The 19,946-nt window shown below is 58.3% G+C and carries 25 protein-coding genes and 1 pseudogene; 13 read left to right on the top strand and 13 right to left on the bottom strand.

All coding sequences use genetic code 11. From position 1 onward, the window contains the following. The 4 genes and pseudogenes from AACY30_RS02345 to AACY30_RS02330 form a co-directional block, all read right to left on the bottom strand. Nucleotides 1-1,401 carry a heavy metal sensor histidine kinase gene (locus tag AACY30_RS02345; RefSeq protein WP_339420620.1) on the bottom strand — a complete coding sequence of 467 codons (1,401 nt, stop codon included), beginning with the start codon at nucleotides 1,399-1,401 and terminating at the stop codon, nucleotides 1-3. Continuing rightward, complete coding sequence (locus AACY30_RS02340) at nucleotides 1,398-2,069, bottom strand: heavy metal response regulator transcription factor (RefSeq protein WP_049712399.1); 672 nt, start codon at nucleotides 2,067-2,069, stop codon at nucleotides 1,398-1,400. The genes AACY30_RS02345 and AACY30_RS02340 overlap by 4 nt, the downstream gene beginning before the upstream one ends. Before the next feature lie 42 nt (nucleotides 2,070-2,111). Then, a complete protein-coding gene (locus AACY30_RS02335; protein ID WP_339420622.1) occupies nucleotides 2,112-2,357 on the bottom strand; it encodes a DUF2790 domain-containing protein in 246 nt (81 codons plus the stop codon). Nucleotides 2,358-2,449: 92 nt separating this feature from the next. Then, nucleotides 2,450-2,776 (bottom strand): annotated as a pseudogene (locus AACY30_RS02330) (alpha/beta fold hydrolase); the annotation flags it as partial. Nucleotides 2,777-2,982: 206 nt separating this feature from the next. On the opposite strand from AACY30_RS02330, the gene AACY30_RS02325 reads away from it, so the two are divergent. Beyond that, nucleotides 2,983-3,660, top strand: a complete 678-nt coding sequence (locus tag AACY30_RS02325) for an HAD family hydrolase (protein WP_339420623.1) — start codon at nucleotides 2,983-2,985, stop codon at nucleotides 3,658-3,660. On the opposite strand, the gene AACY30_RS27325 is transcribed toward AACY30_RS02325, so the two are convergent. The 3 genes from AACY30_RS27325 to csrA all read right to left on the bottom strand — a co-directional run bounded on the left by AACY30_RS27325 (nucleotide 3,569) and on the right by csrA (nucleotide 4,609). Continuing rightward, nucleotides 3,569-3,868, bottom strand: coding sequence for a hypothetical protein (locus AACY30_RS27325; protein WP_445261406.1), 300 nt, complete (start codon nucleotides 3,866-3,868; stop codon nucleotides 3,569-3,571). The genes AACY30_RS02325 and AACY30_RS27325 overlap by 92 nt on opposite strands. A gap of 95 nt (nucleotides 3,869-3,963) precedes the next feature. Further along, nucleotides 3,964-4,203: a hypothetical protein gene (locus tag AACY30_RS02320; protein ID WP_339539589.1), complete on the bottom strand. Its 240-nt coding sequence runs from the start codon at nucleotides 4,201-4,203 to the stop codon at nucleotides 3,964-3,966. Nucleotides 4,204-4,414: 211 nt separating this feature from the next. Further along, nucleotides 4,415-4,609: a carbon storage regulator CsrA gene (gene csrA, locus AACY30_RS02315; RefSeq protein ID WP_003192511.1), complete on the bottom strand. Its 195-nt coding sequence runs from the start codon at nucleotides 4,607-4,609 to the stop codon at nucleotides 4,415-4,417. Nucleotides 4,610-4,872: 263 nt separating this feature from the next. Between csrA and AACY30_RS02310 the strand changes: the two genes are divergently transcribed. After that, nucleotides 4,873-5,238 carry an SPOR domain-containing protein gene (locus AACY30_RS02310; protein ID WP_339471357.1) on the top strand — a complete coding sequence of 122 codons (366 nt, stop codon included), beginning with the start codon at nucleotides 4,873-4,875 and terminating at the stop codon, nucleotides 5,236-5,238. Between the two features lie 31 nt (nucleotides 5,239-5,269). Here the strand turns inward: AACY30_RS02310 and AACY30_RS02305 are convergent, their stop codons facing one another. The 3 genes from AACY30_RS02305 to AACY30_RS02295 form a co-directional block, all read right to left on the bottom strand. Then, nucleotides 5,270-5,959: an endonuclease I family protein gene (locus tag AACY30_RS02305; protein ID WP_339539588.1), complete on the bottom strand. Its 690-nt coding sequence runs from the start codon at nucleotides 5,957-5,959 to the stop codon at nucleotides 5,270-5,272. Nucleotides 5,960-5,963: 4 nt separating this feature from the next. After that, on the bottom strand, nucleotides 5,964-6,215 hold the full coding sequence (locus tag AACY30_RS02300; protein WP_082224448.1) for a DUF1654 domain-containing protein: 252 nt from the start codon (nucleotides 6,213-6,215) through the stop codon (nucleotides 5,964-5,966). Nucleotides 6,216-6,404: 189 nt separating this feature from the next. Beyond that, nucleotides 6,405-7,493 carry an asparaginase gene (locus AACY30_RS02295; protein WP_339420628.1) on the bottom strand — a complete coding sequence of 363 codons (1,089 nt, stop codon included), beginning with the start codon at nucleotides 7,491-7,493 and terminating at the stop codon, nucleotides 6,405-6,407. A 562-nt stretch (nucleotides 7,494-8,055) separates the two neighbouring features. Between AACY30_RS02295 and AACY30_RS02290 the strand changes: the two genes are divergently transcribed. From AACY30_RS02290 to AACY30_RS02260, 7 genes are read left to right on the top strand one after another with little or no spacing between them, the layout of a single operon-like run. Next, nucleotides 8,056-9,015: a sugar ABC transporter substrate-binding protein gene (locus AACY30_RS02290; RefSeq protein ID WP_049712409.1), complete on the top strand. Its 960-nt coding sequence runs from the start codon at nucleotides 8,056-8,058 to the stop codon at nucleotides 9,013-9,015. Nucleotides 9,016-9,072: 57 nt separating this feature from the next. Next, complete coding sequence (locus tag AACY30_RS02285) at nucleotides 9,073-10,626, top strand: sugar ABC transporter ATP-binding protein (protein WP_339471276.1); 1,554 nt, start codon at nucleotides 9,073-9,075, stop codon at nucleotides 10,624-10,626. Then, nucleotides 10,623-11,600 carry an ABC transporter permease gene (locus AACY30_RS02280; protein WP_339420631.1) on the top strand — a complete coding sequence of 326 codons (978 nt, stop codon included), beginning with the start codon at nucleotides 10,623-10,625 and terminating at the stop codon, nucleotides 11,598-11,600. Before AACY30_RS02285 ends, AACY30_RS02280 begins: the two co-directional genes overlap by 4 nt. 3 nt (nucleotides 11,601-11,603) lie before the next feature. Beyond that, nucleotides 11,604-12,626 (top strand): LacI family DNA-binding transcriptional regulator, encoded by a 1,023-nt coding sequence (locus tag AACY30_RS02275; protein WP_339471275.1) that lies wholly within the window; start codon nucleotides 11,604-11,606, stop codon nucleotides 12,624-12,626. 23 nt (nucleotides 12,627-12,649) lie between these two features. Beyond that, nucleotides 12,650-13,567 carry a ribokinase gene (gene rbsK, locus AACY30_RS02270; RefSeq protein ID WP_339539587.1) on the top strand — a complete coding sequence of 306 codons (918 nt, stop codon included), beginning with the start codon at nucleotides 12,650-12,652 and terminating at the stop codon, nucleotides 13,565-13,567. Beyond that, the gene (gene rbsD / locus AACY30_RS02265) at nucleotides 13,564-13,968 is read left to right on the top strand and encodes a D-ribose pyranase (RefSeq protein WP_314566768.1); all 405 of its coding nucleotides are present in this window, start codon (nucleotides 13,564-13,566) and stop codon (nucleotides 13,966-13,968) included. The genes rbsK and rbsD overlap by 4 nt, the downstream gene beginning before the upstream one ends. A gap of 25 nt (nucleotides 13,969-13,993) precedes the next feature. Continuing rightward, the gene (locus AACY30_RS02260; protein ID WP_339539586.1) at nucleotides 13,994-15,022 is read left to right on the top strand and encodes a nucleoside hydrolase; all 1,029 of its coding nucleotides are present in this window, start codon (nucleotides 13,994-13,996) and stop codon (nucleotides 15,020-15,022) included. Between the two features lie 33 nt (nucleotides 15,023-15,055). On the opposite strand, the gene AACY30_RS02255 is transcribed toward AACY30_RS02260, so the two are convergent. Further along, nucleotides 15,056-15,268, bottom strand: a complete 213-nt coding sequence (locus tag AACY30_RS02255) for a hypothetical protein (RefSeq protein ID WP_339420635.1) — start codon at nucleotides 15,266-15,268, stop codon at nucleotides 15,056-15,058. 171 nt (nucleotides 15,269-15,439) lie between these two features. On the opposite strand from AACY30_RS02255, the gene AACY30_RS02250 reads away from it, so the two are divergent. Next, nucleotides 15,440-15,748: a hypothetical protein gene (locus AACY30_RS02250; RefSeq protein ID WP_339471272.1), complete on the top strand. Its 309-nt coding sequence runs from the start codon at nucleotides 15,440-15,442 to the stop codon at nucleotides 15,746-15,748. Between the two features lie 144 nt (nucleotides 15,749-15,892). Continuing rightward, a complete protein-coding gene (locus AACY30_RS02245; RefSeq protein WP_339420637.1) occupies nucleotides 15,893-16,213 on the top strand; it encodes an I78 family peptidase inhibitor in 321 nt (106 codons plus the stop codon). 73 nt (nucleotides 16,214-16,286) lie between these two features. Here AACY30_RS02245 and AACY30_RS02240 read toward each other — a convergent pair whose 3' ends face one another. Continuing rightward, complete coding sequence (locus tag AACY30_RS02240) at nucleotides 16,287-16,499, bottom strand: cold-shock protein (RefSeq protein WP_003234260.1); 213 nt, start codon at nucleotides 16,497-16,499, stop codon at nucleotides 16,287-16,289. 290 nt (nucleotides 16,500-16,789) lie between these two features. Continuing rightward, on the bottom strand, nucleotides 16,790-17,104 hold the full coding sequence (locus tag AACY30_RS02235; protein ID WP_015884935.1) for a hypothetical protein: 315 nt from the start codon (nucleotides 17,102-17,104) through the stop codon (nucleotides 16,790-16,792). Between the two features lie 367 nt (nucleotides 17,105-17,471). On the opposite strand from AACY30_RS02235, the gene thrS reads away from it, so the two are divergent. Then, nucleotides 17,472-19,394, top strand: coding sequence for a threonine--tRNA ligase (gene thrS, locus AACY30_RS02230; protein WP_024076468.1), 1,923 nt, complete (start codon nucleotides 17,472-17,474; stop codon nucleotides 19,392-19,394). Continuing rightward, complete coding sequence (gene infC / locus AACY30_RS02225; protein ID WP_170947229.1) at nucleotides 19,394-19,945, top strand: translation initiation factor IF-3; 552 nt, start codon at nucleotides 19,394-19,396, stop codon at nucleotides 19,943-19,945. The genes thrS and infC overlap by 1 nt, the downstream gene beginning before the upstream one ends. Nucleotide 19,946: the final 1 nt, after the last annotated feature.

The raw sequence follows: 19,946 nt of genomic DNA, 5'->3' as shown, positions 1-19,946 counted from the left end.
TTACGCCACGCGTCCTGGGAAAAACAGCTCAAAGCAGGTCACGCCATCGTGGCTGCTCACGCTGTACCGCCCGCTATGCAACTGCATGATGGTCGCCACAATCGACAAGCCCAACCCATTGGATTGGGCGGAGCGTTCTCGTGATTCATCCACCCGGTAAAACCGTTCGAACAGTCGCGGCAGATGCTCGGCCGCTATGGTTTCGCCTTGGTTGCTGACCTTCAGGTAAATGCCCTCGGCATCAGGAACCGCCTGAATCAACAACTCAGTCCCCGGCGCACCATATTTGATGGCATTGGCGCACAGGTTCGCCAGCGCCCTGCGCAGTAACATCGGCTCCGCCCAGATCACCCCTTCACCTCTGGCCTGAATGCTGATGTCCACATCGCCCGCCAGGCCTTCAAAGTACTCGGCAATGCGTTCAACCTCATCCGTGGCACTGAGCTCCTGGCGTTGACGCAGGGCGCTGGCCGGGTCGGTGCGGGCCAGGAACAGCATGTTGTCGAGCATCCGTGCCAGGCGTTCAAGCTCTTCGACATTGGACGCCAGGAGTTGCTGATAGCTTTCGATGCTGCGGCTCTGTTGCAGGGCGACTTGGGTTTCGCCCAGCAGGTTATTGATTGGCGTGCGCAGTTCGTGGGCCATGTCGGTGGACACCTGGCCCAGTTGCACAAAGCCCTTGGCCAGCCGCTCAAGCATGGTGTTGAACGAATCAATCATCGGCAGCAGTTCTTTCGGTGCGCCATGGCTATCGAGGCGTTCGGCGAGGTTGCCGACGCCAATGCCCTGGGCGTGTCGGGCCAGGCGGCGCAACGGTAAGAGCCCGCGATGAACAAGCAGGTAACCGACCACTGCCAGGAGGATTGCGGCAATACTCGCCAAGATATAAACGCTCAAGCGATAGCTGGCGAGCACCGCGGTGCGCTCGGTCATCAGGCGCCCGCTGGTGACTTGCAGGCTGCCCAGGTCGCCGGAGTCGATGGAGGCGGCGACGGTGGAGAAGGGCACGCCATTCACGCCAGGCAGATGGTGCACGTCGGCGAGTCCCAGCGCGTGATCCTTCGCGACGGGTGGCACAGACGGCAAATCGATATTACCCGGGTTCACCAGCAGCAGCGGTTTTTGTCCCGGCGCGGCAATGCTCAGTACCGACTCGTGGTTACCCAGCATGTTCTGGAACAGTTCCGGCTTGGTCTTGATCAGGTCGAGCGTGTTGCTGTCGTTGAGCAAGTTGCGCAGTTGATCGACACGGGAAATCAATGCGGCATCGTCGCGCATGATCAGTTCCCGTTCGAGCTCGCGGTACAGCGCCACGCCTAGGGTAGCCAGCAGGGCGAAGGCGAGCAGCGCGAAGATCAACGCCAGGCGCAGGGTCAAGGAGTAATGACTGCGCCTGCTCATGGCTGGGTATCGAAGCGGTAGCCAATGCCCCGCACACTGTGAATCAGCTTGAGCTGGAACGGGTCGTCGATTTTCAAGCGCAGGCGTCGCACGGCCACGTCTACTACGTTGGTGTCGCTGTCGAAGTTCATGTCCCACACACGCGAGGCGATCAGCGAACGGGACAGCACCTGGTCCTGATGGGTCGCGAACAGGTGCAGCAGGGCGAACTCTTTGTTGGTCAGGGTGATGCGTGTGCCCGCGCGGGTGACGCGGCGCTTTAGCACGTCGATGTGCAGGTCGGCGATCTGTAGCTGCTCCTCTTCCCGGCTCGGGCCGCGGCGCGTCAGGGTACGCAAACGCGCCACCAATTCAGCGAAGGAGAACGGCTTGATCAGGTAATCATCGGCGCCCAATTCCAGGCCCTTGATGCGGTCGGCAATGTCGTCGCGGGCTGTAAGGAAAAGCACTGGCGTGTCGGCTTCCTTGCGCAGACGGCGCAGCACTTCCCAACCGTCCATTTTCGGCATCATCACATCCAGCACGATGACGTCGAACGGCGTTTCCAGGGCTTGGTGCAAGCCATCCACGCCGTCACGGGCGAGGCTGACGGAATAACCCAGCTCCTGAAGGCCGTTGAGCAGGTAGTTGCCGGCTTTGGGTTCGTCTTCGACTACAAGAATGTTCATGGGAAGTGCCTTGTCTCTATGCGTGGCGCAAGTGTAGCCCGATCAATTGTCACTAGGGCAACCGGTGGCCAGGACCTGGTAGTCCAACACGTGTTCACGGCCCTGGCTGTCCAGGTAGTTGAGTTGCGCCGGGACAATGCCGCATCGGCCGTAGGTGTCGGTGCTCGACAGTACTTTGGCCACATCCAGGTGCACGAAGAAGCCGGTTTTGTCGTGGATCACGGGTTCGGCAGCAAACACAGAACCGGTTGCGAGCAGAGCGGCAAAGCCGAGGATAAACAGTTTCATGACGGTATCTCTCTAAAAGGGTTGGCTGTCACGTCGTGGCAGTGAGTACACGGTAACCAGCCGTCCCGAACAGCCCACCAACAGGATGATGACAAGTTTGTAATGCGGGGCTCAGGGTTGACGCCGGCGTAGGAATGGCCGACCAGCACGGTAGGGCCGTCTTGTTGGTCCAGTACGCGGTTGGTGGCGGCGACGTCTTCGGCCGCCGAGGTCAGCGGGTTCTGCACGGCGGTAACGTGCAAGCCGGTGGCCTGGAGGCGGGTGATGACCTCGGACCAGCTCGAACCGTCAGCCCATGAGCCATGTACCAGCACCACGTTATTGGCTTTGATCGGTGCGACCGTGCCTGCCATGGCGGTGCCAGTGCCCAGCATCAGCAGGCTGGCGGCGATCAGGCAGAGTTTGCTTGCAGGTTTCATGGTGGGACCCTTTTCATCAGGAGGAAGTGGCGTCATCCGGCGTGGGTGACTGACGACTTCGCTGTATGAAGTGAGGGTGCTGCCAAGACTTGCGGCTGCCTTACAAACCTGTAATGCATCCGACGTCGGTTGCGTTTACAAGTGCCGAGGTGATCCGTAGATTGCATCGGGCCGATATTTGTTAAAGCCGATGAGGAAACCAAGCAGTGTCCATCCAAGGTTCAGCTGTATTCAACCGCCGTTACCGTGCCTTTCTATTTGATATGGATGGGACGTTGCTCAATTCCATTGCCGCTGCCGAACGGGTGTGGAGCATCTGGGCTGAACGCCATGGCCTGGATGTGGCAGCGTTTTTGAAGACCATTCACGGTGCTCGTGCGATCGATACCATCACAGGCCAGGCATTGCCCGGCGTCGATCCTGAGGTGGAGGCACAATGGATTACCGAGGCTGAAATCAATGATGTGGACGGTGTTGTTGCGATCCCCGGCGCGGTCACGTTTTTGAATAGCCTGCCGGGTGATCAGTGGGCGCTGGTCACTTCCGCACCCAGGGAACTGGCGTTGCGTCGGCTGCAAGCGGCAGGTATTGCGCCGCCGGCGGTGCTGGTGACCGCTGAAGATGTTGCCGTCGGCAAGCCGAACCCCGCGTGTTACGTGCTGGGCGCGCAACGCCTGGGTGTGCCGGTGCAGGATTGTCTGGTGTTTGAAGACGCGGCGGTAGGCATCCGGGCGGCAGAGGCAGCAGGGGCGGATGTGATGGTCGTGACGTCGACACATCATACGCCTATGGTCACCGAGCATCCTTCGATTGACGGGTATGAACCGTTGAAGGTGCAGTGCGACGCAGACGGCTTGTTGTATGTGCAGAGCGGTGCTGCCTGACACAAAAAAGGCCGAGCCCGTTAACGGCCTCGGCCTTGTTCGGCAATGGCTGGATCGGTACGATCCCGGTAATTGCAAAGTGGTCGGTTTCCGGGCCGCTGAGCACTGCCGAAAGCGTTCCGTCCGCATGCAATGTGCAAGTCACTTGATAGCTGGGCAGGCGGGCTGCCAGCGCGGACTCGATTTTCGATTTACTCAGGGTATCCATCTTGCCTCAGCCCCTTTTACTGATCATGCACGCCCAAGCATAGGTCGAGTTGGAGCGCTGTAAACACCGGCGATCTCATAGCGACGAATGCGGTATCAGCGTGTCATTTGTCGGCACAACCGACGTTGCACGGCCCGCTGGATGGGTTTGAGGCAAAACAGGAACAGGTAGCCGCCGAGCAGCAGCGCCAGGTCCAGCCACGAGTGGGGGGCGGTGGAGCCAGTGCCTTCGATTGCGTACTTCAAGCCATAGGTCAGCCCGACGAAGATCAACCCTATCAATAGGGCGATCAACCAAGATCTGTAGGCAAATGGGGGGGTGGTCGTAGGCCTCATTGACGTGCTCCTGGATGCACACGAATGGCTAGAGTCAGTCAGGAGATTCGGCCTTGAATGAAAGAGCAAGTTCCAAGCGTGAAGACAGTTTCATCTTGTCCACGAAGATGAACACATTGGCGACGTCACTCACGCAATAAAGACAAAAGCAGTTCCAAGGAGTTTTCGCCAGCCGTTACAGTGAACGAAAGGGCTGGCTACTGAAGGCACTTCAAGGCGTTTGGTTTTTGTCCGGAGCAGTCAGGCCGGCCTGGATGCGCTGGTAGATCTCCTCGCGATGCACGGCAACATCCTTGGGGGCGTTGATGCCGATTCGTACTTGCTGGCCGCTGACGCCCAGGATGGTGATCGTGATGTCATCACCGATGTTTATGCTTTCACCAACTTTGCGGGTGAGTATAAGCATGGACTTCTCCTTGATTACTTTTAAGGACACATGTTTCAGACAGGGCAGGTGTCGGATGTGTGTAGCGTACTGCTTAGCGCTTCCCTGTGACTGCCTCTTTTTAGGACGCATAGAGGCGACATTAATTCCCATGGCGGCATCATACAGGTCTGCGATACATCATTCGCATTGTTTAATCCAACGTTTATGACGGCCAGAATAGACAGTGAATGATAAAGTCGCCTCTTTATCTTTAAAGGAGCAGGGCAGTGCGTAAAGTAGCGATGGCAATTGCGGTGTTGGCACTGGCCGGTTGCGGTGAAGGCAAAAGCGTCGATGCGCCAAAGGCCAAGCCTGTCGTGACCGAAAGCCAGCCCCAGACCGGCGCGATTGCCGCCCAGGAATGGGACGTGCGGGTTGGCCCGCCGGACCACAAGTTGCAGGCGATTACCGACCTCACGGCCTGGTTGCTGGAACACGGTTTCAATTTTTACATCGTGAAGGTAGACGGCAAGGACGACGTACTGCTGGGGCCGTTTGCAACCAAGGCCGAAGCCGAAGCCAAGCAGACGCTGCTCAACGAGAAAATGGCCCGAGCCAAGAAAACCGATACTGTTTCAGAAATCATTGAACACAAGGCTGCGCAGTAACGACTTGGATGGGCGGGGTTTCCGCCCTTCTTCAACCGCAGGCTTTAAGGTTCACCGGGCCGACAAACTCATTGCCGCGTCCCATCACGCACGCCACGGTCTGGTTGCGCTGACGTTCCCAGGCCTGCACCGGGTAGGTCTTGTTCCAGGCTTCGTATAACTGGCGATCCTGTTTCGACAGGCGCAAGCCGTATCGCTTGCTCATGTAGAAATACGTGCGGGCGATCATTCCCCGAATGGAAGGGCGTGGCATCACCTTCTTCGCCTTGAAGTCCACCTGGGTCAGGCATGAGCCGTACTGCCCGCTTTGCACCGGCAGCCAGCCAAAACTGAAGTTATTACGGTCACCATTGACCTCGCCTATGCTCGGCACCAGGTTGTGCAGGTCGGCTTCGGCGCGTTTGAACACGTCATCATGGCGCGTGCAGTTCTTGCGCCCGCCGTTCTGCCAGCACTGGCGCTGATGCCCGATCTGCCAGGCCGGAACGATGTGCTCCCACTCGATGCGCGCGGCACGGTTGGCGTTTTTGCGTGGGATGTAGCCACAGGCTTTCAGGTCCACGCGGTTGCCGGTGTATTTGCACCCGCAATAAAACTCGGTGGATTGTGGGGCGTACAGTTTCCACGCGACTTTCTTGGCTTCGCTGAAGGTTCGGGGCGCTTGGGCGTGGGCGGTAACGGCGAAAAACAGGCAACACACAGCGATAAAACGGACACTCATTGAATCAATCTTCCTTCGGCACAACCCAGAAAATCTGCACACCGCCATCGTCCCGATAGGCGAGGGTGACGTTGTCGTTCTCCGCGATTTCCTCCAGCAAGCGCGCCCACTCATCCTCCGGCTCTTCCGGCAAACGGAAAATCAAAGCCGCCTTGGCTTTCTGGGCGTTGGTCGAATTGATGATCTTTTGCACACGAATGGCCAGGCGTTCGTAGGCACCAGGTGGGGTTGGCACTGCGGGAGAGGACTTTGCCACGGAGTATTCCTTAGTTTGCTGTACGCACATACAGTATTTAACTGTAGGCGATTTCGCAACTGCTTAAACTTCAAGAAGTCCGTCTGACAGCAATTCAGGTAATTTGGTGTAGGGCGCAGGTGTTTTTATCGAAGGGTTTGCGAGGAGGCAGGGGCGGGCAAGCCGCTCCTGCCGAGGTATCACCGGGAATCAATACTCCCAGAACATCCGTTGCAGCTCTTTGCTGTCCTGAGTCTTGGTCAGGGCGACCATCGCCAGGATGCGCGCTTTCTGCGGGTTCAGGTCGAGCGCCGCGACCCAGTCGTACTTGTCATCAGGCTGTTCGGCATTACGCAAAACCATGCCGCCGGCATTGACGTGGGAAGAACGAATGATCTGCACGCCTTGCTTGCGCAGCTCCACCAGTGCAGGTACGACTTTGGACGATACCGAGCCGTTGCCGGTACCGGCGTGGATGATGGCTTTGGCGCCCGCTTGAGCCAGGGCCTTGTAGGCGGTGTCGCTCACGTTGCCATAGCCATAGGCGATCTCGACATCGGGCAGGCTCTTGATGTTTTTGATATCAAACTCCGAGTCCATGGTGTGACGCTTGGCTGGCAAGCGGAACCAGTAGGATTTGCCTTCAACCACCATGCCCAGTGGGCCCCATGGGCTCTTGAACGCTTCGGTCTTGATATTGATCATCTTGCTGACGTCGCGGCCCGACTGGATCTCGTCGTTCATGGTAACCAGCACGCCTTTACCGCGTGCCTCTTTGCTGCTGGCCACGGCCACGGCGTTGTACAGGTTGAGCATGCCGTCTGCCGACATCGCGGTGCCTGGACGCATGGAGCCGACCACCACGATGGGCTTGTCGGTCTTTTCTACCAGGTTCAGGAAGTAGGCGGTTTCTTCCAGAGTGTCGGTACCGTGAGTGATCACGATGCCGTCCACGTCCTTGCTGTCAGCCAGTTCGGCGACGCGACGACCCAGTTGCAGCAGGTTTTCATTGTTGATGCTTTCGGACGCAATTTGCATCACTTGCTCGCCGCGTACGTTGGCGATCTGGCTAAGCTCAGGAACACCGGCGATCAATTGCTCAATGCCGACCTTGGCGGCCTGGTAGGTGGCGCTGTTGGCGGCGGAGGCGCCAGCACCGGCAATAGTGCCGCCGGTGGCGAGGATCACCACGTTGGACAGTTTGGTCTTGGTTTCAACGTCCTTTGCCTGGGCGGCAACGGGGAACAGCAGCAGGAGGGCCAACGCGCCCGGAACAAAAGTCTTCAGTGCAGATTTCATTATTTTTCTCTCTGGTTTTTGATGAGTGCTGTAGCAGGTTCATCTAGAACACCCGGGCGGTTCTGAATGCCACGAGGTGGTTGAGTAGAGCAGGATCTGTACCAGGCCGATTGTGCGCGCGGACGTAAAATAACTTATTGATTTGTAAGAATTTATATTCTTTTCGTGGCCTGTTAGACCGAGTGGGCGTCCGGCTTTCCGAACATCGGGCTGTATTGCGTTCGGTTGTCCGAAAAAAGTTGGCGGTCGGTCCTTCGAGTTTGTAGGCGTGGCGCGGCACGGCCTGTCGTTTTAGAGAGCGGCCGGGGAGGGCGGTGTTTAATCACATCCTTTTTCAGGCGCGAGCGAGGTGCTGTATGGCTTGAATGAAAGGCTGCTTTCAACCGTTGACAAATCTCGACAAGGTTCTCATAGTTTGAATAACGCAAACGTTTGCGAGATGTTTCACGTAACACGCCTGAAGTGTCGTGACAGCTCGTATCAGCCGCCCGGGTGGGAAGGCTGCCGAAGCACTCTTCGGTGCAAGCGTTGCTCACAATAATCATAAGATCGGAGTGAACCCATGAAGCTGCCATTCGCTGGACGTCTTCTTGCTGTCGCTGTGCTTGCTGCCGCATCCGCCGCTTTGCCTCTTTCCTCTGCATTTGCTGATGACGCCGCCGCCAAACCTAAGGTCGGCCTGGTCATGAAATCCCTCGCCAATGAATTCTTCGTCACCATGCAAGACGGTGCCAAGGCTTATCAGAAAGATCACGCCGCCGATTTCGACATGATCACCAACGGGATCAAGAACGAAACCGATACCAGCGCGCAGATCGATATCGTGAAGCAGATGATCCTGTCCAAGGTCAATGCCATCGTTATCGCGCCAGCTGACTCCAAGGCGCTGGTGAAAGTGCTGGAGGATGCCTCTAAAGCCGGGATCAAGATCGTCAACATCGACAACCGCCTGGATCCGGCTGTGCTGAAAAGCAAAAACCTCGATATCCCTTTCGTAGGCCCGGATAACCGCAAAGGCGCTAAGCTGGTGGGCGATTACCTGGCCAAGCAACTGGCCTCGGGTGACAAGGTCGGCATTATCGAAGGCGTCCCGACCACAACCAACGCCCAGCAGCGCACAGCTGGCTTCAAGGATGCGATGGACGCTGCCGGCCTGAAGATCGTCTCTACGCAATCCGGTAACTGGGAAATTGACGAAGGCCGCAAAGTGGCTTCCGCCATGCTGAGCGAGTACCCGGACCTCAAGGCCCTGTTGGCCGGTAACGACAACATGGCCCTGGGCGCGGTCTCCGCTGTGCGTGCGGCAGGCAAGGCCGGCAAGGTGCTGGTCGTAGGCTACGACAACATTGAGGCTATCAAGCCGATGCTGCAGGACGGCCGTGTGCTGGCGACCGCCGACCAGGCCGCTGCCCAGCAAGCCGTGTTCGGTATTCAGAACGCGCTCAAGCTGGTCAAGGGCGAGAAAGTCGATTCCAAAGACGGCGTGATCGAAACCCCGGTCGAACTCGTCCTCAAGAAGTAATCCTGGCAGCACCCAACAGCGTCCGCTCGTCCTGAGCGGGCGCCTGGAGATTTTCCTATGTCATCTTCCGCCCCGAACGCTGTCCTCTCGGTCAGCGGTATCGGCAAGACCTATGCCCAACCGGTTCTGTCCGACATCACCCTGACGCTCAATCGTGGTGAAGTGCTGGCGCTGACTGGTGAGAACGGCGCAGGCAAAAGTACCTTGTCGAAGATCATCGGCGGGCTGGTCACACCCACCACCGGGCGCATGCAGTTCAATGGCAAGGACTACCGTCCAGCCAGCCGCACCCAGGCCGAACAGTTGGGCGTGCGCATGGTTATGCAGGAACTCAACCTGCTGCCCACGTTGACCGTGGCCGAAAACCTGTTTCTGGATAACCTGCCCAGCCACTGTGGCTGGATCAGCCGCAAGCAACTGCGCAAGGCTGCGATTGAGGCCATGGCCCAGGTCGGCCTGGACGCCATCGACCCGGATACCTTGGTCGGCACCCTGGGCATTGGCCATCAGCAAATGGTCGAGATCGCCCGCAACCTGATCGGCGATTGCCACGTATTGATCCTCGACGAGCCCACGGCGATGCTTACCGCCCGTGAAGTCGAGATGCTGTTTGAACAAATCACTCGTCTGCAGGCCCGGGGCGTGGCGATCATTTACATTTCACACCGGCTGGAAGAGCTGGCCCGTGTTGCTCAGCGCATTGCAGTGTTGCGCGATGGCAAGTTGGTGTGTGTCGAGCCGATGGCCAATTACAACAGCGAACAACTGGTCACTTTGATGGTCGGTCGTGAACTGGGCGAACACATTGACCTGGGCCCACGCACCATCGGTGGCCCGGCCCTGACGGTAAAAGGCTTGACCCGCTCGGACAAAGTCCGCGACGTGTCCTTTGAAGTGCGCGCAGGTGAGATTTACGGCATTTCCGGCCTGATCGGCGCCGGTCGTACTGAATTGTTACGCCTGATCTTCGGCGCCGACCTGGCCGACAGCGGCACTGTTGCACTCGGTTCGCCGGCTCAAGTGGTGAGCATCCGCTCGCCGGTAGACGCGGTGGGCCATGGCATTGCTTTGATCACCGAGGACCGCAAGGGCGAAGGCCTGCTGCTGACCCAGTCCATCAGCGCCAACATTGCCCTGGGCAACATGCCGGAAATTTCTGGAGGCGGTTTGGTCAACAGCCGCAACGAAACCGCACTGGCCAAGCGCCAGATCGATGCCATGCGCATTCGCAGTTCCAGCCCGGCGCAGTTGGTGTCCGAGCTGTCTGGCGGTAACCAGCAGAAAGTGGTGATTGGCCGCTGGCTGGAGCGCGATTGCTCGGTGATGCTGTTCGATGAGCCGACTCGCGGTATCGACGTCGGTGCCAAATTCGACATCTATGCCTTGCTCGGCGAATTGACCCGCCAGGGCAAAGCGCTGGTGGTGGTGTCCAGCGATCTGCGTGAACTCATGCTGATCTGTGATCGCATCGGTGTGTTGTCCGCTGGGCGCCTGATCGACACCTTCGAGCGCGACAGCTGGACTCAGGACGAATTGCTCGCCGCCGCCTTTGCCGGCTATCAAAAACATGATGCGCTGCTCAACGACGCAGTGCTTAGGGATACCCCATGAAAACCACCACTTCACCCGGTAAAGCCGGCGGTAACTTCTACGGCCTGGGCACTTACCTGGGCCTGGCGGGCGCTTTGCTGGCGATGATTGCGCTGTTTTCGGTGCTCAGCGACCACTTCCTGTCCTACGCCACCTTCAGCACCCTGGCCAACCAGATTCCGGACCTGATGGTTCTGGCGGTGGGCATGACCTTCATCCTGATCATCGGCGGCATCGACCTGTCAGTGGGCTCGGTGCTGGCACTGGCGGCCTCGGCCGTCAGCGTGGCCATTCTCAGTTGGGGCTGGAGTGTATTGCCGGCCGCTGTGCTGGGTATGGGCTGCGCGGCATTGGCCGGCACCATCACCGGCTCGATCACCGTGGCCTGGCGCATTCCTTCATTTATCGTGTCCCTCGGCGTGCTGGAAATGGCCCGTGGTGTGGCGTACCAGATGACCGGATCGCGCACGGCTTACATCGGTGATTCGTTTGCCTGGCTGTCCAACCCGATTTTCTTCGGTATCTCACCGTCGTTCATCATTGCCTTGCTGGTGATCATCGCCGCGCAGCTTGTACTGACGCGTACTGTGTTTGGTCGCTATCTGATCGGTATCGGCACCAACGAAGAAGCCGTGCGCCTGGCTGGGATCAATCCCAAGCCTTACAAGATCCTGGTGTTCAGCCTCATGGGCCTGCTGGCCGGTGTGGCGGCGTTGTTCCAGATCTCGCGCCTTGAAGCGGCGGACCCGAACGCGGGTTCCGGCCTGGAGCTGCAAGTGATCGCTGCGGTGGTCATCGGTGGTACCAGCCTGATGGGCGGGCGTGGTTCGGTGATCAGTACTTTTTTTGGTGTGTTGATTATTTCGGTATTGGCCGCTGGCCTTGCACAGATCGGTGCCACGGAACCCACTAAGCGCATCATCACCGGTGCCGTGATCGTGATTGCCGTGGTTCTGGATACCTACCGCAGCCAGCGCGCCAGTCGGCGAGGCTGAACCATGGCAACGATCAAGGATGTGGCCGCGCTTGCAGGTATTTCCTACACCACGGTGTCCCATGTGGTGAATAAGACTCGCCCTGTCAGCGAGCCGGTACGCATCAAGGTCGAGGCGGCGATCAAGCAACTCGACTATGTGCCCAGCGCTGTTGCGCGTTCACTCAAAGCCAAGACCACGGCCACTATCGGTTTGCTGGTGCCCAATAGCCTTAACCCATATTTTGCGGAGCTGGCCCGGGGCATCGAGGATTACTGCGAGCGTAATGGCTATTGCGTGATCCTCTGCAACTCCGACGACAACGCTGAAAAGCAGCGCAGCTATCTGCGCGTATTGCTGGAGAAGCGTATCGATGGCTTGATCGTGACCTCGGTGGGTGGCGACGACAGTGGCCTTGCCGCAGGCTTGAGTGCGGTGCGTACGCCCATGGTGATCGTCGACCGCGCGCTGGATGGCATTGACGTGGACCTGGTGCGTATCGATCACGAGGAGGGCGCCTACCTGGCGACCCGGCACTTGCTCGACCAGGGCCACCGCGATATCGCCTGCATTGGCGGCCCGGCCCATACCCGCGTCGCGCAGATGCGTCTGGCGGGTTATCACCGCGCGTTGAGTGAGGCGGGCGTGGCGGTGGGGGCCAATCGCACCCAGGAAAGTGATTTCACCAGCACTGGCGGTTATGCCGCTGCCGTGCAATTACTGGCGCAAAATCCGCCCAGCGCTATTTTTGCCAGCAACGACATGATCGGTTTCGGCGTGTTGCGCGCAGCGGCAGAGCGTAATATCCGCGTGCCGGGTGAGCTGTCGGTGATCGGTTTCGATGACATTCAAATGGGCCGCTACGTCTATCCGGCGCTGACCACGGTCGGGCAATCGATCGTGCAACTGGGCGAAACAGCGGCCGAGCTTTTACTGCGAAGAATTGCAACCCCCCAACTGCCGATCGATCAACGCATCGTGACGCCGAGCATCGTATTGCGTGAGTCGACGGCGCCCGTCGCCGGTACGTTCGCGCAATACCGCTGAACCGAATTGATGAGTACTGATGTATGCCAGCAAAAGTAGTGGTAGTGGGCAGTTTGAACATGGACCTGGTCACCCGCGCCAGCCGGTTGCCGCGTGCCGGTGAAACACTCATCGGCCAAACGTTTTCCACGGTGCCTGGCGGAAAGGGCGCGAACCAGGCTGTAGCGTCGGCGCGACTGGGCGCCGATGTTTCGATGATAGGTTGTGTCGGTACCGATGCCTATGGCGCCCAGTTGCGTGACGCGCTGTTGGTGGAAGGCATCGACTGCCAGGCCGTCAGCAGCGTGGACGGCTCCAGTGGCGTGGCGTTGATCGTAGTGGATGACAGCAGCCAGAACGCGATTGTGATTGTCGCGGGCAGTAACGGCGAACTCACGCCGGCCTCGTTGCAGGCGTTCGACGCGGTGCTGCAGGCGGCCGACGTGATCGTTTGCCAGCTGGAAGTGCCGATGGACACTGTGGGCTACACCCTCAGGCGCGGGCGTGAATTGGGCAAGACGGTGATCCTCAACCCGGCCCCGGCCAGCGGTCCATTGCCGGCTGAGTGGTACGCCTCGATTGACTACCTGATCCCCAATGAAAGCGAAGCGACCGCTCTGAGCGGTGTGATGGTCGACTCCATTGAGAGCGCCAAGGTGGCGGCGACCCAGCTGATTCAGGCGGGCGCCGGCAAGGTCATCATCACGCTGGGCTCTCAGGGCGCGCTGTTTGCCGACGGCCAGGGCTTTGAGCATCTGCTGGCGCCGAAGGTTAAGGCTGTGGATACCACGGCGGCAGGCGATACCTTTGTCGGTGGTTTTGCCTCGGCGTTGGCCGATGGCAAAAGCGAGGCCGAGGCGATTCGTTTTGGTCAGGTCGCGGCGGCGTTGTCGGTCACCCGCGCCGGTGCGCAACCCTCTATTCCAACGCTGCACGACGTACAAGGTTTTGTGCCCTCATGAAAAAGACACCTCTGCTGAATATCGCACTGTCGCGTGTGATCGCCTCCCTGGGGCATGGCGACATCCTGGTGATTGGCGATGCCGGCCTGCCGGTGCCGCCGGGCGTCGAGTTGATTGACCTGGCGTTGACCCAGGGCATCCCGGACTTCATCAGCACTTTGCGTATCGTGCTCAGCGAAATGCAGGTGGAAAGCCATGTGCTGGCCGAAGAAATCCTGCTCAAGCAGCCGCCGGCGCTGGCCGACCTCAATACGCTCACAGAGCAGGCAGCCCTCGGTGAGCGGCGCCTGGCCAGCCATGAAGAATTCAAGCTGCTCAGCCGCAAGGCGCGCGCCGTGGTGCGCACCGGCGAATGCCAGCCTTACTGCAATATCGCGCTGGTGTCCGGCGTAACCTTCTAGAGTTCCCAACGACAAGGAGTGTTTTATGCAACGTGGTCTCCCAACCCTGAAAAACCTGTTCCGGAGTGTCCTGCTTTTGTCCGCACTCACAGCAGCGAGCGCCCACGCGGCGGAAAAAATCGACCTGATCATCGACACCGACCCAGGCGCCGATGATGTGGTGGCATTGCTCTTCGCCATGGCTTCGCCGGAGGAACTGAACATTCGTGCGCTGACCACCGTCGCCGGTAACGTGCGCCTGGACAAGACCTCCCGCAACGCACGCCTGGCCCGCGAGTGGGCAGGGCGCGAGGAAATCCCGGTCTACGCCGGTGCGCCAGCGCCGCTGCTGCGCACGCCGATCTACGCTGAGAATATTCATGGCAAGGAAGGTATTTCCGGCGTCACTGTGCATGAACCTAAAAAAGGCCTGGCTGACGGCAATGCCGTTGATTACCTGATCAAGACCCTGAGCACTGCCAAGCCTCACAGCATTACTATCGCGATGCTCGGCCCGCAGACCAACCTGGCGCTGGCACTGACCCAGGCGCCGGAAATCACCCAAGGCATCAAGGAAGTGGTGGTGATGGGTGGCGCGCACTTCAATGGCGGCAATATCACCCCGGTGGCGGAGTTCAACCTGTTCGCTGACCCGGTCGCGGCCGAGATTGTGCTCAAAAGTGGCGTCAAGCTGACCTACCTGCCGCTGGACGTGACTCACAAGGTACTGACCAGCGAGGCGCGCCTGAAAAAGATTGCCGACATCAATAATAACGCGAGCAAGGTTGTCGGCGACATTCTCAATGAGTACGTCAAGGGCGACATGGAGCATTACGGCATTCCGGGCGGCCCGGTGCATGACGCTACCGTCATTGCTTACCTGCTCAAGCCTTCGCTGTTCAGCGGTCGTCAGGCCAATGTGGTGGTGGACAGCCGAGAAGGCCCGACCTTCGGCCAGACCATTGTCGATTGGTACGACGGCCTGAAACACGAAAAGAACGTGTTCTGGGTTGAGAGCGGTGATGCGCAGGGCTTTTTCGATTTGTTGACCGAGCGTCTCGCGCGCCTGAAGTAATGTGTTGACTGGTCGGCGTTCGTCGGCCGGTTCTTATTCGAGCTCGGGGTTGTGTGCCCCCATGTGGTCGGCCGGGTATTTCTCGAATACCTGGCCGATGAACGCCTGCGCCGCCCGTGTGCCCAATTCCTTGACCAGCAGGTCGATACCGATGATGGCCAATTCCTCCGGGCTTCCGGGGCTGTAGGAGCTCTGTCCCTGGGGCCACTTGGCTTTGATGTCGGCTTGGAGCGTTACGGTGGTCATGACTATCTCGCGGGGCTAAAAGTGCTGTGTAGTGCGCTGGAGCGCGGTTCTTACCGGGGCAGTTAACCATTTTACGTTGCGTTTGGCACTGATACTTAGGCATGAGGTGGCTCGGAATGACGTCGGCGCTGTGCGACACTGTCGGCCTGTTTAATTGCCGGGGAACACCACGTGCAGATCGACCTGAACAACCCCGAGAACCTGACCCTGGCGAATGTGCGCCAACTGCTCGCCAGTGCCAGCGACGACGAACATACCCAGTTACGGGTGACCAAAGCCGGAATCGCCTTTATCTCTTCAGGCCGCGCTGTAGGCGGTGTGGATATCGACGGGCTGCTGTTTCGCCTGGAGACCTGGGCCAAAGGCTCCGGATACGTAGGCAATGTGGCCGCCAGCGACGAGGTCTGGGTGACGCAGATTTTCAACGCGTTGAAACAGAACTGGCCACACCCAGAATTCGCCTACATCGACATCTACTGATTTCATTCATATCTGGTCACGATTGACCGGGCGAATGCCTGTCGAGAGTCAGGCAGACTTGCCCTGCGGCGATTTACGTCTTGAAACCAATCCGCCCAATCGCTGTCGCACGATCTCTGTCCATTTTTTATCATAGGAGGCTTCATGCCTTGGAAGCTCGCATCATTCGGTACTTTGTTGGCAGCACTCGCGTTGGCGGGTTGCAGCACCCCGGGTGCCTCTGAGCCAGCCAAAGACGCCGCCGCGGCCGGTGCCGGTTACAGCCGCTGTGAGTCGAAGGCCGCCGAATTCACCATAGGCCAGAAAGCTTCGCCCCAGTTGCTGGACCAGGCGCGTACGCGAGCCGGTGCGCAGAACGCACGAATCCTCAAGCCGAACGACATGATTACCCTCGAATACCGCTCCGACCGCTTGAACCTGAGCACCGACGACAACCTGGTGATCACACGGGTCAATTGCGGCTAAGCCTCTCCTGGCTTTTGCAGCGCCCATAAAAAACCCCGTCACATGGACGGGGTTTTTTTAGCTCAGCGGAGAATTACTCGCCGCGAACTTGTGCCGCTTGCATACCCTTTTGGCCTTTCTCGGCCACGAAGGAAACGGTTTGGCCTTCTTTCAGGCTTTTGAAACCGTCGCTTTCGATAGCTTTGAAGTGTACGAACAGGTCGTCACCGCCACCTTGAGGAGTGATGAAGCCGAAGCCTTTTTCATCGTTGAACCATTTAACGGTGCCGGTTTGGCGATTAGACATGGTGTATCTCCAAGAAACATATATTTGTCAGTAGTGCTGTGCTGCTCAGGCCAACTGGGCACACAGGGCTATCATAGTCGAAATGTTCGGCTTGGGAGCCCCCCCAAGGCATTGTTTGCTAATCAATCGCGTTGCGTTTGATTCTTTGGTCGGCTGAAAGCCCCGATTTACGGGGCTTTAGCTCGAAATATCAGCTCGTAAAAAAAGCCGTAAAAGCTGCGTAATTTGTGAGAAGCGGCAGTTTTCGGGCCATTTTTCCGGCGAAACAGGCATGTGAGCGGCCAAGAATCTTACTTTTTCTTCACGACTTTGCAGGACGAAATAGCCGCGACTGCTTTGTTTTTAAGCTCCGGGCTTGCGTTCTGGTTGGTCATGAGTTCCTTGATCTCCGCAGTGCTCAATTCGGCGTTGATCTTGTCTGCGCCACATTCGCAATGTGCTTTGGCAGTTTTGGCATCCACATTCTGGCTCGCAGCTGCGCTGCAATCGCTGACGAAGCTGTCGCGAGCACCGGCTGGCCAGTTCGACGGGGCAGCTGCCTGTGCGCCGAGAGAAAGGAGGGTCAGGGAAGCGGCGAGAGCGAGGGTAGAGGTGAAACGCATCATGAGGATGCTCCTTTGGGTCGAGGACGAACGGCGATTCTCAGTGGGTTTGAGGCGTTGCGTACAGCTCAAGTTCACTTTTGCAGCTATAAAGGCCGGAATTTTTGTTTACGCGAGATGGCGGCGGCGCGATGACCGTTCATCTGTGCTAGCATCCGCAGCCTGGCTATTTCCAGGCGCGCCATTTGCCGCCTTGCCATGTTCTTTTTAGCTCACTCCAGTCACTCTGGTCTGATTATCGGTTGGCCGAAAGGCTCCTGCCGCTGTAAGGCAGGCGTTCATCACTGAACGGCCTGGTGTTGGATCTTGTACTGGCTCATCCCAACCCACGTGACCTTTGGTAGGGGTCACCACTAGGAGAGGAGGCGCCATGCCAACTATTACTCTTCCCGATGGCAGTCAACGTTCTTTCGATCATTCGGTTTCGGTAGCTGAGGTCGCCGCATCCATTGGTGCTGGCCTGGCCAAGGCCACTGTGGCTGGCAAAGTCGACGGCAAGCTGGTCGACGCCAGCGACCTGATCACCTCCGATGCCAGTCTGCAAATCATCACGCCCAAGGATCAAGAGGGGTTGGAGATCATTCGCCACTCCTGCGCTCACCTGATTGGCCATGCGGTCAAGCAGCTGTACCCCACCGCGAAAATGGTGATTGGCCCGGTCATTGACGAAGGTTTCTATTACGATATCGCCTACGAGCGTCCTTTTACGCCGGACGACCTGGCCGCCATCGAGCAGCGCATGCACGCGCTGATCGAAAAAGATTACGACGTGATCAAGAAAGTCACGCCGCGCGCAGAAGTGATCGACGTGTTCACCGCCCGTGGCGAAGACTACAAATTGCGCCTGGTGGAAGACATGCCGGACGAGCAGGCCATGGGCCTGTACTACCACGAAGAATATGTCGACATGTGCCGCGGCCCGCACGTGCCGAACACGCGCTTCCTCAAGTCGTTCAAGCTGACCAAATTGTCCGGCGCCTACTGGCGCGGCGACGCCAAGAACGAGCAGTTGCAACGGATCTATGGCACCGCCTGGGCTGACAAGAAGCAGCTGGCTGCCTACATCCAGCGCATCGAAGAAGCCGAGAAACGTGACCACCGCAAGATCGGCAAGCGCCTTAACCTGTTCCACCTCCAGGAAGAAGCGCCGGGCATGGTGTTCTGGCACCCGAACGGCTGGACCCTGTACCAGGTGCTCGAGCAGTACATGCGCAAGGTGCAGCGCGAGAACGGCTACCTGGAGATCAAGACGCCTCAGGTTGTTGACCGTAGCCTGTGGGAGAAATCCGGGCACTGGGCCAACTACGCCGACAATATGTTCACCACGCAGTCGGAAAACCGCGATTACGCTATCAAGCCGATGAACTGCCCTTGCCACGTGCAGGTGTTCAACCAGGGCCTGAAGAGCTACCGCGAGTTGCCAATGCGCCTGGCCGAGTTCGGTGCTTGCCACCGTAACGAGCCGTCGGGTGCGCTGCACGGCATCATGCGCGTGCGCGGCTTCACTCAGGACGATGCCCACATCTTCTGCACCGAAGAGCAGATGCAGGCTGAATCCGCTGCGTTCATCAAGCTGACTATGGACGTTTATCGAGATTTCGGCTTTACCGAAGTCGAAATGAAGCTGTCCACTCGTCCGGAAAAACGCGTTGGCTCCGACGAACTGTGGGATCGCGCCGAAGCGGCACTGGCCGCAGCGCTCGACAGCGCGGGCCTTGCGTACGATCTGCAGCCGGGTGAAGGCGCGTTCTACGGTCCGAAGATCGAGTTCTCGCTGAAAGATTGCCTTGGCCGCGTCTGGCAGTGTGGTACCCTGCAGCTCGATTTTAACCTGCCGATCCGTCTGGGAGCCGAATATGTCTCCGAAGACAACAGCCGTAAACACCCGGTTATGCTGCACCGGGCGATCCTCGGCTCGTTCGAGCGGTTCGTCGGGATCCTGATCGAGCACTACGAGGGTGCATTCCCCGCGTGGTTGGCTCCGACCCAGGCAGTGATCATGAATATCACTGATAAACAGGCAGATTTTGCCGCTGAAGTTGAAAAAACTCTCAACGAAAGCGGATTTCGTGCCAAGTCCGACTTGAGAAATGAAAAGATCGGCTTTAAAATCCGCGAGCATACTTTGCTCAAGGTTCCCTATCTTTTGGTTATTGGAGATCGGGAAGTCGAGATGCAGACTGTCGCTGTGCGTACTCGTGAAGGTGCTGACCTGGGCTCGATGCCCGTCGCCCAGTTCGCTGAGTTCCTCGCGCAAGCGGTTTCCCGGCGTGGTCGCCCAGATTCGGAGTAATTATTATTAAGCGTGAAATGAGACAAGATAAACGAGCTGCACCGAAAGCCCCGATCAACGAGAATATCTCGGCACGTGAGGTTCGGTTAATTGGGGCTGAAGGTGAGCAGCTTGGGATTGTGTCAATTGAAGACGCGCTTCTTAAGGCTGAAGAAGCCAAGCTCGATTTGGTGGAGATTTCCGCCGATGCTGTACCGCCTGTCTGCAAGCTGATGGACTACGGCAAATCGATCTTCGAGAAGAAGAAGCAGGTTGCCGCAGCCAAGAAAAACCAGAAGCAGATCCAGGTTAAAGAAATCAAGTTTCGTCCAGGGACGGAGGAAGGGGATTACCAGGTAAAACTGCGCAACCTGGTACGTTTCCTGAGTGATGGGGACAGGGCCAAGGTATCCTTGCGATTCCGCGGCCGTGAGATGGCCCACCAGGAGCTGGGGATGGAACTCCTCAAGCGGGTTGAAGCTGACCTGCTCGAGTACGGTTCGGTCGAACAGCATCCTAAGATGGAAGGACGCCAACTGATCATGGTCATCGCCCCGAAAAAGAAGAAGTAAT

It is taken from the genome of Pseudomonas sp. RA_5y_Pfl1_P24, assembly GCF_963970945.1.
GTDB lineage: Bacteria > Pseudomonadota > Gammaproteobacteria > Pseudomonadales > Pseudomonadaceae > Aquipseudomonas > Aquipseudomonas tritici.
Note: the sequence above shows the minus strand (reverse complement) of the source record. Positions and strands in the feature narration are given on the sequence as shown.

Bases quoted from the DNA above. Each gene is read 5' to 3' on its own strand.
- AACY30_RS02235 (WP_015884935.1), bottom strand. From the start codon at position 17,104: ATGATGCGTTTCACCTCTACCCTCGCTCTCGCCGCTTCCCTGACCCTC.
- AACY30_RS02240 (WP_003234260.1), bottom strand. From the start codon at position 16,499: ATGTCTAATCGCCAAACCGGCACCGTTAAATGGTTCAACGATGAAAAA.
- AACY30_RS02280 (WP_339420631.1), top strand. From the start codon at position 10,623: ATGAAAACCACCACTTCACCCGGTAAAGCCGGCGGTAACTTCTACGGC.
- AACY30_RS02345 (WP_339420620.1), bottom strand. From the start codon at position 1,401: ATGAGCAGGCGCAGTCATTACTCCTTGACCCTGCGCCTGGCGTTGATC.
- AACY30_RS02295 (WP_339420628.1), bottom strand. From the start codon at position 7,493: ATGAAATCTGCACTGAAGACTTTTGTTCCGGGCGCGTTGGCCCTCCTG.
- AACY30_RS02260 (WP_339539586.1), top strand. From the start codon at position 13,994: ATGCAACGTGGTCTCCCAACCCTGAAAAACCTGTTCCGGAGTGTCCTG.
- AACY30_RS02310 (WP_339471357.1), top strand. From the start codon at position 4,873: ATGGCAATTGCGGTGTTGGCACTGGCCGGTTGCGGTGAAGGCAAAAGC.
- AACY30_RS02245 (WP_339420637.1), top strand. From the start codon at position 15,893: ATGCCTTGGAAGCTCGCATCATTCGGTACTTTGTTGGCAGCACTCGCG.
- AACY30_RS02320 (WP_339539589.1), bottom strand. From the start codon at position 4,203: ATGAGGCCTACGACCACCCCCCCATTTGCCTACAGATCTTGGTTGATC.
- thrS (WP_024076468.1), top strand. From the start codon at position 17,472: ATGCCAACTATTACTCTTCCCGATGGCAGTCAACGTTCTTTCGATCAT.
- AACY30_RS02340 (WP_049712399.1), bottom strand. From the start codon at position 2,069: ATGAACATTCTTGTAGTCGAAGACGAACCCAAAGCCGGCAACTACCTG.
- rbsK (WP_339539587.1), top strand. From the start codon at position 12,650: ATGCCAGCAAAAGTAGTGGTAGTGGGCAGTTTGAACATGGACCTGGTC.
- rbsD (WP_314566768.1), top strand. From the start codon at position 13,564: ATGAAAAAGACACCTCTGCTGAATATCGCACTGTCGCGTGTGATCGCC.
- AACY30_RS02305 (WP_339539588.1), bottom strand. From the start codon at position 5,959: ATGAGTGTCCGTTTTATCGCTGTGTGTTGCCTGTTTTTCGCCGTTACC.
- AACY30_RS02275 (WP_339471275.1), top strand. From the start codon at position 11,604: ATGGCAACGATCAAGGATGTGGCCGCGCTTGCAGGTATTTCCTACACC.
- AACY30_RS27325 (WP_445261406.1), bottom strand. From the start codon at position 3,868: ATGGATACCCTGAGTAAATCGAAAATCGAGTCCGCGCTGGCAGCCCGC.
- AACY30_RS02255 (WP_339420635.1), bottom strand. From the start codon at position 15,268: ATGACCACCGTAACGCTCCAAGCCGACATCAAAGCCAAGTGGCCCCAG.
- AACY30_RS02335 (WP_339420622.1), bottom strand. From the start codon at position 2,357: ATGAAACTGTTTATCCTCGGCTTTGCCGCTCTGCTCGCAACCGGTTCT.
- AACY30_RS02290 (WP_049712409.1), top strand. From the start codon at position 8,056: ATGAAGCTGCCATTCGCTGGACGTCTTCTTGCTGTCGCTGTGCTTGCT.
- AACY30_RS02285 (WP_339471276.1), top strand. From the start codon at position 9,073: ATGTCATCTTCCGCCCCGAACGCTGTCCTCTCGGTCAGCGGTATCGGC.
- csrA (WP_003192511.1), bottom strand. From the start codon at position 4,609: ATGCTTATACTCACCCGCAAAGTTGGTGAAAGCATAAACATCGGTGAT.